This window comes from Dyella lutea (assembly GCF_024158035.1).
Taxonomy (GTDB): domain Bacteria; phylum Pseudomonadota; class Gammaproteobacteria; order Xanthomonadales; family Rhodanobacteraceae; genus Dyella_A; species Dyella_A lutea.
In genome coordinates this window covers 288,150-304,204 of record NZ_JAMZEK010000003.1, presented here as the reverse complement: position 1 = coordinate 304,204, position 16,055 = coordinate 288,150, and the positions used below count along the sequence as shown (strand labels likewise).

Sequence of the window (16,055 nt, the reverse complement as noted above, 5' to 3'; positions counted from 1 at the left end):
ACCGTGCCGCCGGTCGTGCTTGTCCGGCACCGGCACGGTCCCCATGCTTGGCATTCCCCCGACCCGGTTCCGCCGCATGACCGCTGACGCTTCCGACCTGTCCCCCCTGCCCGCCGCGCTGGTCGACCAACCGATCGAACGCGTCGAGCGCGACGGCGTGGAGTACGTGCTGCTCGGCACGGCCCACGTGTCGCGCGCCAGCGTGGACGCGGTCCAGGCGATGCTCGCGCACGAAACCTTCGATGCCGTGGCGGTGGAGCTGTGCGACAGCCGCGCGCACGGCATGCGCGACCCGGAGGCGTTCCGCCGCACCGACCTGTTCCAGGTGATCCGCCAAGGCAAGGCCGGCATGGTGGCGGCCAGCCTGGTGCTCTCCTCGTTCCAGCAGCGACTGGCCGACCAGTACGGCATCCAGCCGGGCGCCGAGATGAAGGCGGCGATGGACGGGGCCGAAGCGCGGGGCACGCCGGTGTGGCTGGTCGATCGCGATGTCGGCACCACGCTCAAGCGCGCCTGGCGCAGCGTCGGCTTCTGGCAGCGCTTCGGGCTGCTCGGCAGCTTGCTGGCCAGCGTGTTCGACCGCGAGGACATCGCCGAGCACGAGATCGAGAAGCTCAAGCAGAGCGACCTGCTGGAGAGCGCCTTCAGCGAGTTCGCCAGCCAGTCCGAGCCGCTCTACCGCAGCCTGATCGGCGAACGCGACAGTTACATGGCGGCGCGCCTGCGCGAGGAGGCCGGACTCGCCGCGCCTTCGGTGCACAAGGTGCTGGTGGTGATCGGTGCAGGCCACCTGAAGGGCCTGGCCACGCAACTGCGCGACGACCGGAGCGACCCGACCTCCACCGCCGCCGCGCTGGCACAGACACCACCGAAAGCGCGGTGGCCGAAGTGGCTGGCGATCGGCCTGGTGCTCGCGGTGTTCGCGATGATCGCCTACGCCTTCCACCGCAACGCGGCGCTGGGCGCCGATGCGCTCTGGCACTGGGTGCTGTTCACCGGCGGCTTCGCCGCGCTCGGCGCGCTGGTGGCCGGGGGGCATCCGCTAAGCGTGGCCGCCGCCTTCGTGGCCGCCCCGATCAAGCCGTTCCGCCCCGGCGTGCCGGCCGGCGGCATCAGCGCGATGGCCGAAGCGTGGGTGCGCAAGCCGCGGGTGGGCGATTTCGAGACCCTGCGCGAGCAGGTCGGCCACTGGACCGGCTGGTGGAAGAACCGCGTGGCCCGCACCCTGCTGAACTTTTTCCTGGTCAGCATCGGCACGCTGATCGGCGAATACAGCGCCGGCGTGCACATCTTCCGCAGCCTGTTCTGAGCCGCAAGAAACTGCCCTTGCGCTGCGCTCCGGCGGCCCGACACGTGTGCCGGCCGATTGTTGTCGCTGGTCTCGGGCAGCCTCTATACTTCGGTGACTTTGGTGTCACGTACTTGCCGGACTCTGGGGATCTAACGCAATGACTCGACTGCAACTGCTCGGCCTCGCCGCGGCCGCCGCCCTGTTCACCGTGGGCAGCGCACATGCCGAAGGCGACAAGGCTGCCGGGCGCAAGCTCGTCTACACCTGCAACGGCTGCCACGGCGTCGAGGGCTATACGAACGCCTACCCGGACTACCCGGTGCCGCGCATCGCCGGCCAGAACGAGCAGTACATCATCAATGCGCTGCACGGGTACAAGAGTGGTGACCGCACCCACCCGACCATGATGGCCCAAGCGCAGAGCCTGTCCGACAAGGACATCCAGGACATCGCCGCCTACCTCTCCAGCCTCGCCAAGTAAGCTGCCAAAGGATTCCGCATGACCCGTGCGCTCACCCTGATCTCGTTCGCCGCGCTGGCGTTCGCCTCCTCCTCCCTGATGGCGGCCGGCAATCCGCAGGCCGGCAAGACCAAGGCCGCGACCTGCTTCGCCTGCCACGGCGCCGACGGCAACGCGGTCGATCCGCAGTACCCGCGCCTGGCCGGCCAGTACCAGGGCTATCTCGAGCAGGCCCTGCACGAATACCAGACCGGCGGCCGCAACAACCCCATCATGAAGGGCTTCGCCGCCACGCTGTCCAACCAGGACATCGAGGACATCACCGCCTACTTCTCCGGCCTGCCGACCAAGCTCAGCACGCTGAACGGGCACATCCAGGGCGACAAGTAGGATCCAAGCGCTCCGGCAGCCTGCAAAGAGCCCGCTTCGGCGGGCTTTTTGCTATACGCGGGTCAGTCCATCGCCGAGCTGCCGCGTCGCCCCTCGTAATAAGGCTTGCTGCCCTTGGCATGATCAGTGGCGTCGCGCACCGCCGTCACCTCCGGCACCCGCTCGCGCAGGGTCTTCTCCACGCCCTGCTTGAGGGTAACGTCGACCATGCCGCAACCGTGACAGCCGCCGCCGAACTGCAGCACCACGACGCCCTCGGCATCGATCTCGCGCAGACTCACCCGTCCGCCGTGCGACGCCAGGCGCGGGTTGATCTCCGCCTCCAGCACGTACTGCACGCGTTCCACCAGGCTGGCATCCTTGCCCGGGGTCTGCCCCTTGATGCCAGGCGCACGAATGTTGAGCTGACCACCGGTGGGGTTCGGCTCGAAGTCGATACTGGCCTCGTTGAGCCAACGCACGCTGTCGCCCTCGAGGTAGAACTGAAAGCCCTCGCACTCGAGCGTCCACTCGCCGCCGGTCAGGTCTCGCCGCTCGCAGAATTCGAGCTCGCAATCGGCAGCTGGGGTGCCGGCGGCAGTCACCCGCAGCCGAATGCCCAGCTCTTCGTCGCCCTGTTGCGCGAGCAGCTTGCGGAAATGGGCCTGGGCCCGCTCGGAGATGTCGATCATGGGGATACCGGTTGATTGAATGGGCGCTCTGGAGTCACCCGAAGGAAAACAGCACCATTTTAGTACTGTTTCGAGAGCGTGTCGCCCGCTTTGACATTTCGCCGCACAGCTCCGACCCTTCGCATCCCCGAACCTCGGCTCCGGAGAAAGGCATGCGTATCGACGATCTCGCCCAGCAGCACTGCATCCCGCGCAGCGGCAGCGAGCATGCGATGGACGCGACCGCGGTCGCCGGACTGCTTGCCGGGATGCCCGGCTGGTCGCTGGCCAACGGTGGCAAGGCGATCGTCAAGGACTTCCGCTTCGACGACTTCCATCGCACGCTCGGCTTCATCAATGCCGTCGGCTTCATGGCCAACAGGGAAGACCACCACCCCGACCTGGAAGCCGGCTACGGCCATTGCCAGGTTCTCTGGTCGACGCATGATGTCGGCGGCCTCTCGCTGAACGACTTCATCTGCGCCGCCAGGGTCGAAGCGCTGCTCGCACGCTGACAGTGCACCTGGGTCGATCACGCTACGCGCGTACCGCCGGCCTGCTGGCCAGTGTGATCGCAATGCTGCTGGCGTTTGGCTGGCTCGCGGCCGAACTGACTGCGATTCATCTCGCCAACGACGCAGGGCGAGTGCTGCAGACGCTGCGGCGAGGCGAGCCTCGATGGCAATGGCGCCTCCGCGTACCCCGGGACCTCATCGCCGGTCGGGTTTTCGGTGACGGCGATGTCCGAAGGGCATCTGACGGACTGGAAATCATCAGCAGCGGGAAGGATCCCTTCGAGTTGGGACTTCCCATCGCCCAACGGCTGGACCTGGCGCACTGGCCCATACTCGCCGTCGATTCCGAGGGTCGTGCCGACGCACGTGTCTCCATCGTATGGGAGGATGGCCAGGGAACGGCTTGCCTGACTCAAGCACAGGCCTGGCACGTCGGCGCCCCGCTCCGCATCGATCTGCGTCGGCGAACGGGTCGTGACCCGGCCGGTCACCCATGCGCCTTGCCGCTGAGTGCGTCCATGTTGCGGCTGCGCGTCAGCGCACCGCCCGGGACATCCTGGATTCTCAGGCACGTCGCCCTGGAGGCAGCGGATCCGGCAACTGAGCATGGGACGCGACCAGCATTGCCCCCTCCCTCGCTGCCGTCGCCCACGACGCAACTGCCGGCCCTGACCGGCCGGACCGCGTCGCCGCTCATCTGGCTTCCGGTAAACGCATCGGCCGAGGAACTGCTCACCTGGCGCGATGAAGCCATTCGCAGGCAGGCTGGCGCCATTGTCGTGCGCGCAGACCTGCCCCCACGCACACCGCGATCGATCCCGCCCCAATGGCTGACCTGGCTGGCCTGCGGCGCCTACGCAGCCGCGTTGCTTCACCTGGCGTGGCGACCTCGAGGGGACCTGGTCACCCTGGCGGCCGTGTTCGCCGGCGCACTGTGGTTGATCGCGGGCCGGCACTGGGGTGAGGACAACAGCTGGCCCGCGATAGTCGTCGTGACGGCCGCCTTCGCCTTCGCGGCCTGGTCGACCTCCCGCGACGGCCCCCGCCGCTGGGAGTGGATCGGCCGCTGGCGGTCGATCGGATGGTGGGCTCCCCTGCTGCTGATCCCGATCGCGGCGGCCACCGGCCTGGCGTGGGGCCATTCGATCGAGCCGATCAAACCTTGGCGGGCACTGCTCTACCTTGGCTGGGCAGGCATGCAGCAGTGGTTGCTGCTCGGCTTCGCCCTGCCGCGGCTGGAGCGGATCCTGCGATCCGGGCCATGGGCAATCCTCAGCGTCGCCGCGTTGTTCGCCCTCATGCATACGCCGAACGGCACGCTGATGCAGCTATGCCTGTTGTCCGAACTGTTCTGGGCGGCCTGCTTCCTGCGCAACCGAAGCCTGCTGCCGGTCGCCATCGCACATGCCGCCAGTGCCGTGATCGCAGGTGCCACCCTGATCGGGCCGGTGTTGCGATCGCTGGAGGTCAGCGGGCGCTTTTTCCTTTAGTTCCAAGAGAATCCAGAAAAGACTTCAAGTCATCTGGTAGTGGCGCTGAAAACCCGTACGACCGACCGTCCAGCTCGAAGCTCATGTGCGAGGCGTGAAGGAACAGCCGGTGCAGCCCACGGCCGCGGAAGCGCTTGTTGGCCTCCTTGTCGCCGTATTTCGGGTCGCCGGCCAGTGGATGGCCGATGTGCGCGGCATGCACGCGAATCTGGTGGGTGCGTCCCGTCCCCAGCGTCGCCTGCATCAGCCGGGCGCCCGGATACTGCTCCATTTCCTGGAAAAAAGTGAGCGACGGCTTGCCGTTATCGGACACTCTTACCATTCGCTCACCGCCCTGCAGCACCGACTTGGCCAGCGGCGCATTGACATTGAACTTGGCCTTGGACGGGTGGCCGACCATCAGGCAGAGGTACTGCTTGACCACCTGGCCATCTCGGATCGCCGCCTGCAGACCGGTCAGGCCCGCGCGGGTCTTGGCAAACACCAGTACGCCACTGGTATCCCGATCCAGTCGATGGACGAGCTCCAGATGCTCGTTCGGCCGGGCCGCGCGCATCAGCTCGATCGCCCCGTGACTCACCCCGCTGCCGCCATGGCTGGCCATACCCGATGGCTTGTCGATGACCAGGAAATGCTTGTCCTCGAAGATCACCGCAGCCGCAGCCTCGGCGACCTGGGCGGAGGCGGGCCCCTTCGTCTCATGCTTCTCTGCGACGCGAACGGGAGGGATGCGCAGCAGATCACCGGCCGCCAGCCGGGTGTCCGGCTTCGCGCGCTTGCCGTTCACCCGTACCTGGCCGGTACGAAGGATGCGATAGATGACGCTCTTGGGGACGCCTTTAAGCAGCGTGGCCAAGGCGTTGTCGATCCGTTGGCCGTCCCGTTCCGGGCCGACCTCGACTTGACGCACCCCGTGAGGTGCGTCAGGGGAAGTTACCGTCTGCATTGAAAAAAATCCGCTTCGATAGGATACTCGACCGGCGCTTCGCCCTGCCCGATCCAGTGATCGTGCGGGCCCCGTCCGTCACGTCGGCGAGGATTGCGCCGGCCGCCTTCCCCGGGCGCCCGGTCGCTGCTCCCTTTCATCGTAACGGGTCGGATGGCGGTTTGTCCGGATCCATCGAAGGAACGGTCGACCGCGGCGTGACAGCTAGAGGAATCATCGCCGGCACCCGGAATGGTGTCGTACTTTTGCCGCCCTCCCGCAAGCGGCGCGATCCCCGGCAGGCCGCCCCCAGTGGCGCCACCGTGGCACGCGACGCGCGGAAGGTCCAAGGAAAACAACACAATGAAGCGCATGTTGATCAACGCAACTCAGCGTGAAGAGTTGCGTGTGGCCATCGTCGATGGCCAGACCCTGTACGACCTCGATATCGAAATCCCCTCGCGCGAGCAGAAAAAGGCCAACATCTACAAGGGCCGTATCACCCGCGTCGAAGCCTCGCTGGAAGCCTGTTTCGTCGACTATGGCGCCGAGCGTCACGGCTTCCTGCCGATCAAGGAAATCGCCCGCGAGTACTTCACCCCGGGCCTGGACCCACACAAGGCGAACATCCGCGAGCTGTTGAAGGAAGGCCAGGAGCTGGTCGTCCAGGTGGAGAAGGAAGAGCGCGGCAACAAGGGCGCCGCGCTGACCACCTACATCAGCCTGGCTGGCCGCTACATGGTGTTGATGCCGAACAACCCGAAGGCCGGCGGAGTATCGCGCCGGATCGAGGGCGAGGACCGGCAGGCGCTGAAGGAAGCGCTGGACCTGCTCAACGTACCGGACGACGTCGGCCTGATCGTGCGCACCGCCGGCATGGGCCGCGACGCCGAAGAGCTGCAGTGGGATCTGGACTACCTGCTCACCCTGTGGCGCTCGATCTCCGAAGCCGCCGCCAAGCAGAAGGCTCCGTTCCTGATCTACCAGGAATCGAAGCTGTTCATCCGTGCCCTGCGCGACTACCTGCGCAATGACATCGGCGAGATCCTCATCGACGAGGAGTCGCTGTTCAACGACGCGCGGGAGTTCATGCAGCAGGTGATGCCCAACGCCCTGCGCAAGCTCAAGCTTTACAAGGACGATACCCCGCTGTTCTCGCGCTACCAGATCGAGACGCAGATCGAGAGTGCGTTCGATCGCCAGGTACGCCTGCCCTCCGGCGGCTCGATCGTGATCGATCAGACCGAGGCACTGACCGCGATCGACATCAATTCGGCCAAGTCGACCAAGGGCGGCGACATCGAGGAAACCGCCTTCAACACCAATTGCGAAGCCGCAGTGGAGATCGCCCGCCAGCTGCGCATCCGCGACGCCGGCGGCCTGATCGTCATCGACTTCATCGACATGGACAGCCCGCGCCACCAGCGCGAGGTCGAGGAGAAGCTGAAGGACGCCCTCAAGCTCGATCGCGCCCGCGTGCAGGTCGGTCGCATCTCGCGCTTCGGCCTGCTGGAGATGTCGCGCCAGCGCCTGCGCCCGAGTCTGGGCGAAGCGACCCAGATCGTCTGCCCGCGTTGCGAAGGCCACGGCCACATCCGCAGCGTGGAATCGCTGTCGCTGTCGACCCTGCGCCTGATCGAAGAGCACGCGATGAAGGACAACACCGGCCAGGTGCTGGTGCAGGCGCCGCCGACGGTCGCCAACTTCCTGCTCAACGAGAAGCGCGCCAGCGTCGTCGAGATCGAACTGCGCAACAAAGTGCACGTGGTCATCGTCGCCGACCGCAAGCTGCAGACGCCGCATATCGAGATCCAGCGGATCAAGGAGGCGGAGATGGGCGAACACAGCAAGCCCAGCTACGAGCGCCTGACCGCTGTCGAGGCGTCGCCGATCCCGAAGATGGGCCAGACCCTGGGCAGCAGCGAGCAGCCCGCCGTCAGCGGCGTTGTGCCGTCTACACCGGCACCGGTCCGAGAGGAAACCGCTCAGGTCGTCGCCACGGCACCTGCCCCGAAGGCCGCGCCGCGTCGCCAGGCGGCGGCACCCGCACCGGCCCCGTCCGGCGGCCTGCTGACGCGACTGCTCGGCTGGTTCCGCGGCCCGACCGAGGCGTCTGCGCCGTCCGAACCGGACAGCAACGAGCGTTCCGGCAGTCGCCGTCAGGGGCAGCGCCGCGACGAGCGCAATCGCCCCGCCCAGCAGGCTCAGGCCAATAACGCATCCCAGGGCAACAGGAGCAATCGCCGCGAACAGGGTCAGCAGCCCGGTCGAGGTGGCAATGCCGCGCAGCAGAAAGGCAACCGCCAGCGCGGTGGCGAACAGGAGCAGGCGGGCCGGTCTCGCCAGGAAAAGACCGCTTCCGGCAATAGTCCTCGCCAGGACAAAGCACCCCAGCCCCGTCAGCAGCCGAAGCCGGAATCGGCGAACGTGAAGGCGGATTCGGCCGGCACCGCGCCGACCGGCAATCGCCCGGAGCGCCAGGCTCCCGCAGCGACGCGCCCGCAACCGCCGCAGGGCCCGGTCGTGAACGAAGCACCGGCCGAAGAGCTGCAGAAGTTGGCAGCGGCAGCCGCCGAGCCTGTCGCTGCGACCGGGCAGGCTCCTGTGGAAGGCGCTGCCGAGGCCACCGACGGCAGCACCCCGCGTCGCCGCCGCGGTCGCCGCGGCGGGCGCCGCCGCCGCCGCCATGACGAAGGCGCCGCCGGTACGACAGCCGATGCTGCGCAGCAGGCCGATGGACTGGATGACGAGGATCGCGACGATCAGCACGATGGCGCCGGCGAAGGCGCCGCACCCGCACCGTCGGCGCGCCCCGCCGAAGCCGGTGCGGTCGCGATCGCAGCGACAATCGTGGCCTCCTCGTCGACTGACGTGCCGACCGAGCCCACCCTCGCGGTCAACACCGAGAATGCGGCCGAAGCCGTGGCCATGACCATGGCTCCGCCGGTGGCGACGATGACACCGTCGGCGATGACATCGTTCAACCTGCCCACCTTGCCGCCAATTCCGCAGGCATCGACCGAGCGCACTCAAGGCAACTCTTCCGAGGCCGACGAACAGGTCCAGGAGGCACCGTCGATCACCGCGGCGGCACCAGCAGTGGCGGTGGCCGCGTACGAGGAGAAGCAGGACGGCACGGTGTCCGTGGCCGAGCTACCTCAGGCAGACAACGAGACGGTGCTGCCTGGCGTGACCGACACCGATGCCATGGTGTCCGCCCCCGCAACCAGCGCGGCTGCCGAACCTGCGACCACCATCGCTGCAGGTCCGGCGCAGGGTGATCTGCTTGCGCAGGCGACTGCGACGCCAACGCACACGCCTCCTCGGGAGGCGATCGAACCGCCCGCTGCCGCCGAGCATGCAACACTTGAACCGGCAGCAGCGACCGGGAACCCTGCCCCCGAAACGCCGGAAGCCGACAAGGAAGACGCACCGGAACGCAAACAGGATGGCAACACCAAAGTGAGCTGACCGGATGCCGGCGAAAGCCGGTGTTCCCATTGAACAAAAGCCGGGCGAATGCCCGGCTTTTGTTTTGCTACCACGCAGATGCCATGCCGCTCAGGCGTTGGCGTGCTGCGCCTGAGTATCGATCAGTCCGTGCACGGCCATCAGGTGGGCGAGACTGATCACGTGGTCGACGTTGAGCTTTTCCATCAGACGCTGCTTGTACGTCGACACTGTCTTCGGACTGAGATTGAGCTGCTCGCCGATCAGCGTCAGCGGCTTGCCTCGCACCAGCATCATCGCCACTTCGAGCTCGCGGCTGGAGAGCGTGTCGAACGGCGAGTCGCTGCCATCCAGCGTTGCCAGCGCCAGCTGCTGCGCTACAGCCGGTGCAAGATAGCGACGGCCACTGGCCACCTGGCGAACCGCCGCCAGCAGCTCTTCAGCGGTACACCCCTTGGTCAGATAACCGAGTGCGCCGGCATCGAGCAGGCGTTTCGGAAACCGGGCATCGTCGACCACCGTCACGATCACGATGTGCGTGTGCAACTTGGACCGCACCACCCGCTCGGTGAGTTCGATACCACTCATGCCAGGCATATGGACATCCACCAGTGCGATGTCGGGCGCCAGTGTGCGGATCAGGCGCAAGCCCTCTTCCGCGCTCCCCGCCTCCCCGCGAATGCGAATATCCGGTTGCTGTTGCAGGATCATCCGGAAGCCGGTGCGAACCAGCTCGTGATCATCCACCAGGACAACATTGATCACTACGCTACCCTCCTTGGGTATTGAATCATCTTGCGCGCAAATTCCACTGCGCGCCAGCAGCCGGCAAAGCATGTCCGCTTGCCATCAAATCACCCATTCAACCCTGGATGACACAGACGGGCCGGCATCAAGACGTTCGTCGCAACCGACGAACGAAAAATAGCTTGCCATCGCATTGTGGGTCGATGCCGTAGGAGCACGCCTACTGACCGCGTACGGTATCCACCGGAAGGCAGGCGGAAAGTGGCAGCGGTCGCACAATGTCCCGCGCGCCGGCCGTCAAGTCGGACCGACAGCTAGCTTTCGGGAAAAGATTGCAGGAACCGGCTACGCGCCAGTTCGTCCTCTCGTCTCGTGCGAGCCTCGGAACACCAGGAAACCAGGTCGCTCCTTGCCGCCAACGCCTCGGGCGCGGTCGAACGGGCCTTCTCGCCCGCCAGCATCCCTGCAAACAACCGCAGCCCGCGCCGCAGCGCCGAGCCCGCATGCATCGTTTGCATTTTGACTCTCCACAGCTGCCCCTGCGCAGCCGCGGGAAAAGGTTAGCAACACTTCACGCCACGTGCACGCTGCGACCACAAAAACAACGACCAACAAAAAAGCCGCCTTGCGGCGGCTTTCGATCCGGGGCTGGCGCTGCTCTGCATGCCCCGCTGTTGTTGGTGCCCAAGGGGGGACTCGAACCCCCACGCCTCTCGGCGCTACCACCTCAAGGTAGTGCGTCTACCAATTCCGCCACCTGGGCAGGTGTATTACTTCTTGCTGCTGCTAGCCGCCGATGCGGGAGCCGCGGCAGCAGGCGCTGCTGCGGGAACGGCGCTGGTGCTGGCCGGCTTGGCCGCCTGCGGCACGTCGCTGTTCACCACCGCGGCGGGCTGCGCATTTTGGGAGGCTGGAGCCGACTTGGCAACCCCCGCCATCACACCAAGATCGTTGTCCGATACCTTCGGCGTACCGCTGTGGCTCAGGTACATACCCATGCCCAGGCTCAGCAGGAAAAACAGGCCCGCCAGCACCGCCGTCGTGCGACTCATGAAGTTGGACGAGCCGCGGGCGCCGAACACGGTAGCCGAGGCGCCGCCACCGAATCCCGAGCCCGCATCGGCGCCCGCGCCGCGCTGCATGAGGATCAGCACGATCATCGCCGCGGCCACCAGGATGTAGAACACGCTGAAAATGACGAACATGACTATTTTTGGATTCCGTTGCGCTCAACGAGCGGCTTCGCAGATGCCGAGGAAATCGCCGGACTGCAGGCAGGCACCGCCCACCAGGCCCCCGTCGACATCCGGCTGCGCGAACAGTTGCGCAGCGTTTCCGGGCTTGACGCTGCCGCCGTAAAGCAGCCGAGTCAGACCCGCAATCATAGCATCCTCCCTGGCCAGTTGGCTACGAATCAGCGCGTGCACGTGCTGCGCCTGCTCCGGCGTGGCCGTGTGGCCGGTGCCGATCGCCCACACCGGCTCGTAGGCGATCACCGCCGTATCGAACGGCGCGATACCCACCAGGTCGAGCACCGCCTTGACCTGACGCTGCACCACCTGCCCGGTCTCCCCCGCTTCGCGCTGGGCCAGCGTTTCGCCCACACAGAGAATCGGCGTCAGCCCGGCGCCGAGCGCGGCGACGAACTTGCGGGCCACCAATGTGTCGCCCTCATCGTGGTACTGGCGGCGTTCCGAGTGACCGACCAGCACCCAGCCGGCGCCCACGTCGGCGAGCATGGCCGCCGATACTTCGCCGGTATAGGCACCCTGCCCCTCATGCTCGCTCACATCCTGCCCGCCCAGACCGATCCCGGCGCTGGCACACGCATCGGCGACCAGCGCCAGATAGGGAAACGGCGGGATCACCAGCACATCCACTTCCGGTGTCCGATGGGCAGCCAGCTCGGCGACGAGCGCGCTCGCCATGGAACGGCTGCCATGCATCTTCCAGTTGCCTGCGACCAGCTTCTTGCGCATGGGATGTCCCGCAAAAAAGCGCGAGCTTAGCGATGCTCTGGGCCCCGGACAATTGCGCTGGCAGCCAATGCCGACACCCGCGAAGATGACCGCCTGCCCGCAAGGAACTCCATCATGTCCGACAAACGCCCCTGCAGCCTCGTCACCGGCGCCTCCGCAGGCATCGGTGCAGCCTTTGCCCGGGCGCTGGCCGCCCGCGGCCATGACCTGGTGCTCGTCGCACGCCGCGAGGATCGCCTGCACGCACTGGCCGAGGCGCTGCGTGAGCGGCACGGCACGCGCTCCTTGGTGCTTGCCGCCGACCTCGCCGATCCATCGTCTCCGCAGCGCCTGTGCGAAGCATTGGAGGCGGAGGGCTATGCCGTCGACTGGCTGGTCAACAATGCCGGCTACGGCCTGCCCGGCACCCTGGTCGCCAATCCCTGGCAGGCTCACGCCGACTTCATCCAGGTGATGATGACCGCGCCCACCGAACTGGCCTGGCGCCTGCAGCCCGGCATGCGCGCGCGGGGCCATGGGCGTGTGATCAACGTGGCTTCGCTGGCCGGTTTCGTTCCTGGCACGGCCGGTCACACGCTATATGCAGCCTCCAAGGCCTATCTGATCAAGCTTTCGCAGTCGCTGGCACTGGAGAACCGGGATACCGGAGTCCATGTCTGCGCACTCTGTCCGGGCTTTACCTGGTCGGAGTTTCACGACGTCACGGGGACCCGCCAGAAGATGAATGCGATGCCTCGCTTCATGTGGCTCAGCGCCGAGGAGGTCGCTCAGCAGGGTGTCGACGCCGTCGAGCGCGGCGCGGTGGTGTTCGTTCCGGGGCGCGTCAACCGCATCATCAAGACCGTCACGGAACTGCTGCCCGATCGTCTCGCCCTGTGGTTGTCCCACCGCGAATCCGCGCGCTACCGCAACCGCCACGACTGAGGCCCATGCGCTAACGTGCGCAGTCTGGACCGTCGTCGGGAGATCCCAGCATGTCCTTGTTTCCCACGCACCCTGCGATGCGGCCGTTGCCCTACCGGAAGCCGACCGAGGGGCGCGACTATTGGGTGGTCGACGAGGTGCTGCCGAACCCTGACGAGGTGCGCCAACGCTGCCTTGCCAAGACCGACTGGGAATACGGTTATCCGGCCACGGGCGAGGTCTGGCCAGGCATGCGCGCGAACGACGCGCTGCTGCCGGCCGAACTGGAGGCGCTGGAGGCGCGGGTGCGCCAGCTCACGGGCGCCAAACGCCTGTGGGTGGGCCAGACCGAAGACGGCCTCAGGCTCAACCACAACGCGGTGCAGGTGGTCGGTTCGCTGGAGGGTGCGGTCAAGCCGCACACCGATTCGCTCAACCTGTGCCGCTACGCCGCGGTGATCTATCTCAATCCCGACGTGCCGGAGCGCTGCGGCACCAGCTTTTTCCGCCAGCGCATGCCGAACGGCCAGCTGGCCGGCAACATGGTGATGCCGCCCCATCGCAACCTGGTCGACGCGCTGGGGAATCGTTTCGTCGCGCCCACGGCCTTCGTCGAGGACGTGCGCGTGCCGCACCGCTACAACCGACTGCTGGTGTACAGGTCCAACATCATCCACAGCGCCAGCAGTTACTGGGGGATGGATGGTGTCGAGTCCAAACGGATGACCGCCCTGTTTTTCTGGATGGCCTGAATGCAAAACGGGGAGCTTTCGCTCCCCGCTTCATCCGCAGTGCCGTCAGCTCGGAAAATCAGATCAGCTTGATCTCGCGCAGGCGCTGCATCAGGTACTCGTGCGAGGTCATCGAAGTGTCGTAACGGCTCGGGTTGTCCGGCGTGACGCACTCCGGCACCGGATCGAGCACCACGTCCGGGTTCGGATGCAGGAAGTACGGCACCGAATAGCGCGGCTTGCGCGCGTTGTCGTTCGGCGGGTTCACCACCCGATGCGTGGTGGACGGATACACGTGGTTGGTCAGCCGCTGCAGCATGTCGCCGATGTTCACCACGATGGCGTCGCCCCGGGTGGTGATCGGCAGCCACTGGCCCTCGCGGGTCAGCACTTCCAGGCCTTCGGCGCTGGCACCGACCAGCAGGGTGATGAAGTTGATGTCCTCGTGGGCGCCGGCGCGCACGTTGGGGATGTTGTCCTCGGTGATCGGCGGGTAGTGGATCGGCCGCAGGATCGAATTGCCCTGGTCGGTCTTGTCCTCGAAGTAGCTCTCCGGCAGGCCGATGTGCAGGGCCAGCGCGCGCAACACGCGTGTGCCGAGCTGGTCCAGAGCCTCGAACAGGCCGTAGCCGTACGCCTTGAAGTCCGGCACTTCCTCCGGCCACAGGTTCGGCGGCATCACGTCGGCGAACTTCGAATCACGCGGGATCTCGCGCCCGACGTGCCAGAATTCCTTCAGGTCCGGGTAACTGCTGTCCTTCGCCGTCTCCACCTTGAATGGCGTATAGCCACGCGCACCGCCGGACCCGGGCACGTGGTACTTCATCTTGGTCTCGGCCGGCAGCGCGAAGAAGCGCTTGAAGGCGTCGTAGGCGCCGTCGATCAGTGCCGGATCGATGCCATGGCCGCTGATGCAGCAGAAGCCGAATTCGCGATAGGCCGCACCCAGCTCGGCGACGAAGGCGTCGCGGTCGGTGTCGTAACGGCGGATGTCCAGGGTGGGAACGTTCTTCATTTATGGAGCTCCAGGTTGGCGTGCGGTCGATTTCATCCGCCACCGCAAGGGCGGGGCACGTCGGGCCATTCCATGGCGACCTGGATACAGCTAGAGCAGGCTCACGAGCGTTCGGCGACGGATTTTACGACGTCTGCCAGGCTCTGTGCCAAAGCCTTCACCTCGGAGGCGTCTGCCCCCTCGACGGTGACGCGCACCACCGGCTCGGTACCCGAGGCGCGCAGGAACACCCGGCCGCGGCCCGCCATCTGCCGCTGGGCGGCACCCACGGCCGCTGCCACCTCGGCGTCCTCCAGCACGGCTTTGGCATTGCCGCTGAAGCGCACGTTGAGCATCACCTGCGGCAGCTTCACCAGCCCGGCACGGGCCTGGACCAGATCCTGTCCCGACTCGGCCAGCGCCTCGAGCACGGCCAATGCGGCGACGATGCCATCCCCCGTGGTGGCGCGGTCCAGGCACAGCACGTGGCCGGAGGTCTCGCCGCCGAGCACCCCACCGTGCGCGCGCAGCTGCTGCAACACGTAGCGATCGCCCACGTTGGCCCTGATCAGCTCCACACCCATCGCGGCCAGCGCCTTCTCCAGCCCGTAGTTGCTCATCAGGGTGCCGACCACCGGCCCCTTCAGCTCCCCCTTGGCCTGCCAGGCACGGGCGAGCACATAGAGGATGTCGTCGCCATCGGCGACGGCACCGGTGCGATCGACCAGCAGCACGCGATCGCCGTCGCCATCGAAGGCAATACCGAGGTCCGCGCCCCGTTCGACCACGGCCTGCTGCAGCGCCTCGGGATGGGTGGAACCGACGCCCCGGTTGATGTTGAAGCCGTCCGGGGTGTCGCCGATGGTGACGACCTCGGCGCCAAGCTCGGCGAACACCTTCGGCGCGACCTGGTAGGTGGCGCCATGCGCGCAATCGAGCACGACCTTCATGCCGTGCAGGCTGAGCTCCTCCGGCACGGTGGCCTTGCAGGACTCGGCATAACGCGCCACGGCGTTGTCGATGCGGGTGGCCTTGCCCAGGTTCTCAGACGGCACGGTGACGAAGTCGCGCTCCAGCTCGGCCTCGATCGCCAGCTCGACCTCGTCCGGCAACTTCTCGCCAGTGGCGGAGAAGAACTTGATGCCGTTGTCGTCGAACGGATTGTGCGAGGCACTGATCACGATGCCGGCAACGGCGCGCAGCGAGCGGGTCAGGAAGGCCACCGCCGGGGTCGGCAACGGGCCGAGCAGGCGCACGTCCACGCCAGCCGCCACCAGCCCTGCCTCCAGCGCGGACTCGAACATGTAGCCGGAAATGCGCGTGTCCTTGCCGATCACCACCGCCGGGTGCTTCGGTACCTGGCCACCGGCGATGCTGGGTTTGGCGCGCGCGGCCAGCACCGTTCCTGCGGCACGACCGAGGCGCAGCATGAAGTCGGCGCTGATCGGCCACTGCCCGGCCCGGCCGCGGATGCCGTCGGTACCGAAGTACTTGCGCTGGGTCATGCAGATGTCCTTGAAGCCTGGAAAG

General features: G+C 66.6%; 16 protein-coding genes and 1 tRNA gene. 8 read left to right on the top strand and 9 right to left on the bottom strand.

Annotated features, from left to right (window positions below):
- Window positions 1-76: 76 nt before the first annotated feature.
- From NC595_RS13635 to NC595_RS13625, 3 genes are all read left to right on the top strand, one after another.
- On the top strand, window positions 77-1,309 hold the full coding sequence (locus NC595_RS13635; protein ID WP_253567307.1) for a TraB/GumN family protein: 1,233 nt from the start codon (window positions 77-79) through the stop codon (window positions 1,307-1,309).
- A gap of 139 nt (window positions 1,310-1,448) precedes the next feature.
- Window positions 1,449-1,772, top strand: coding sequence for a c-type cytochrome (locus NC595_RS13630; RefSeq protein ID WP_253567306.1), 324 nt, complete (start codon window positions 1,449-1,451; stop codon window positions 1,770-1,772).
- A gap of 18 nt (window positions 1,773-1,790) precedes the next feature.
- On the top strand, window positions 1,791-2,141 hold the full coding sequence (locus NC595_RS13625) for a c-type cytochrome (protein WP_253567305.1): 351 nt from the start codon (window positions 1,791-1,793) through the stop codon (window positions 2,139-2,141).
- Window positions 2,142-2,203: 62 nt separating this feature from the next.
- On the opposite strand, the gene NC595_RS13620 is transcribed toward NC595_RS13625, so the two are convergent.
- The gene (locus NC595_RS13620) at window positions 2,204-2,812 is read right to left on the bottom strand and encodes an NfuA family Fe-S biogenesis protein (protein WP_253567304.1); all 609 of its coding nucleotides are present in this window, start codon (window positions 2,810-2,812) and stop codon (window positions 2,204-2,206) included.
- Window positions 2,813-2,964: 152 nt separating this feature from the next.
- Here NC595_RS13620 and NC595_RS13615 point away from each other — a divergent pair, with 152 nt between their 5' ends.
- Together NC595_RS13615 and NC595_RS13610 are read left to right on the top strand one after the other, a co-directional pair.
- Complete coding sequence (locus tag NC595_RS13615) at window positions 2,965-3,306, top strand: 4a-hydroxytetrahydrobiopterin dehydratase (RefSeq protein WP_253567303.1); 342 nt, start codon at window positions 2,965-2,967, stop codon at window positions 3,304-3,306.
- A gap of 62 nt (window positions 3,307-3,368) precedes the next feature.
- Window positions 3,369-4,796, top strand: a complete 1,428-nt coding sequence (locus tag NC595_RS13610; RefSeq protein WP_253567301.1) for a CPBP family intramembrane glutamic endopeptidase — start codon at window positions 3,369-3,371, stop codon at window positions 4,794-4,796.
- On the opposite strand, the gene NC595_RS13605 is transcribed toward NC595_RS13610, so the two are convergent.
- Window positions 4,774-5,742, bottom strand: a complete 969-nt coding sequence (locus NC595_RS13605; RefSeq protein WP_253567299.1) for an RluA family pseudouridine synthase — start codon at window positions 5,740-5,742, stop codon at window positions 4,774-4,776. The genes NC595_RS13610 and NC595_RS13605 overlap by 23 nt on opposite strands.
- A gap of 342 nt (window positions 5,743-6,084) precedes the next feature.
- Between NC595_RS13605 and NC595_RS13600 the strand changes: the two genes are divergently transcribed.
- Entirely contained in the window at window positions 6,085-9,192 is a 3,108-nt protein-coding gene (locus NC595_RS13600) for an Rne/Rng family ribonuclease (protein ID WP_253567297.1), read from the top strand.
- A gap of 90 nt (window positions 9,193-9,282) precedes the next feature.
- On the opposite strand, the gene NC595_RS13595 is transcribed toward NC595_RS13600, so the two are convergent.
- The 5 genes from NC595_RS13595 to tpiA form a co-directional block, all read right to left on the bottom strand.
- Window positions 9,283-9,936: a response regulator gene (locus NC595_RS13595; protein WP_026107178.1), complete on the bottom strand. Its 654-nt coding sequence runs from the start codon at window positions 9,934-9,936 to the stop codon at window positions 9,283-9,285.
- A gap of 296 nt (window positions 9,937-10,232) precedes the next feature.
- Window positions 10,233-10,436, bottom strand: coding sequence for a hypothetical protein (locus NC595_RS13590; protein WP_253567295.1), 204 nt, complete (start codon window positions 10,434-10,436; stop codon window positions 10,233-10,235).
- Between the two features lie 160 nt (window positions 10,437-10,596).
- Window positions 10,597-10,681, bottom strand: a tRNA-Leu gene (locus NC595_RS13585).
- A 7-nt stretch (window positions 10,682-10,688) separates the two neighbouring features.
- Window positions 10,689-11,123, bottom strand: coding sequence for a preprotein translocase subunit SecG (gene secG, locus NC595_RS13580; protein ID WP_253567293.1), 435 nt, complete (start codon window positions 11,121-11,123; stop codon window positions 10,689-10,691).
- Window positions 11,124-11,147: 24 nt separating this feature from the next.
- Window positions 11,148-11,897 (bottom strand): triose-phosphate isomerase, encoded by a 750-nt coding sequence (gene tpiA, locus NC595_RS13575; protein ID WP_253567291.1) that lies wholly within the window; start codon window positions 11,895-11,897, stop codon window positions 11,148-11,150.
- Window positions 11,898-12,011: 114 nt separating this feature from the next.
- Between tpiA and NC595_RS13570 the strand changes: the two genes are divergently transcribed.
- Window positions 12,012-12,821 carry an SDR family NAD(P)-dependent oxidoreductase gene (locus tag NC595_RS13570; protein WP_253567290.1) on the top strand — a complete coding sequence of 270 codons (810 nt, stop codon included), beginning with the start codon at window positions 12,012-12,014 and terminating at the stop codon, window positions 12,819-12,821.
- A gap of 50 nt (window positions 12,822-12,871) precedes the next feature.
- Window positions 12,872-13,552: a DUF6445 family protein gene (locus NC595_RS13565; RefSeq protein ID WP_253567282.1), complete on the top strand. Its 681-nt coding sequence runs from the start codon at window positions 12,872-12,874 to the stop codon at window positions 13,550-13,552.
- A 58-nt stretch (window positions 13,553-13,610) separates the two neighbouring features.
- Here the strand turns inward: NC595_RS13565 and NC595_RS13560 are convergent, their stop codons facing one another.
- Entirely contained in the window at window positions 13,611-14,546 is a 936-nt protein-coding gene (locus tag NC595_RS13560) for an isopenicillin N synthase family dioxygenase (protein WP_253567280.1), read from the bottom strand.
- Between the two features lie 101 nt (window positions 14,547-14,647).
- The gene (gene glmM, locus NC595_RS13555; protein ID WP_253567278.1) at window positions 14,648-16,030 is read right to left on the bottom strand and encodes a phosphoglucosamine mutase; all 1,383 of its coding nucleotides are present in this window, start codon (window positions 16,028-16,030) and stop codon (window positions 14,648-14,650) included.
- Window positions 16,031-16,055 lie beyond the last annotated feature (25 nt).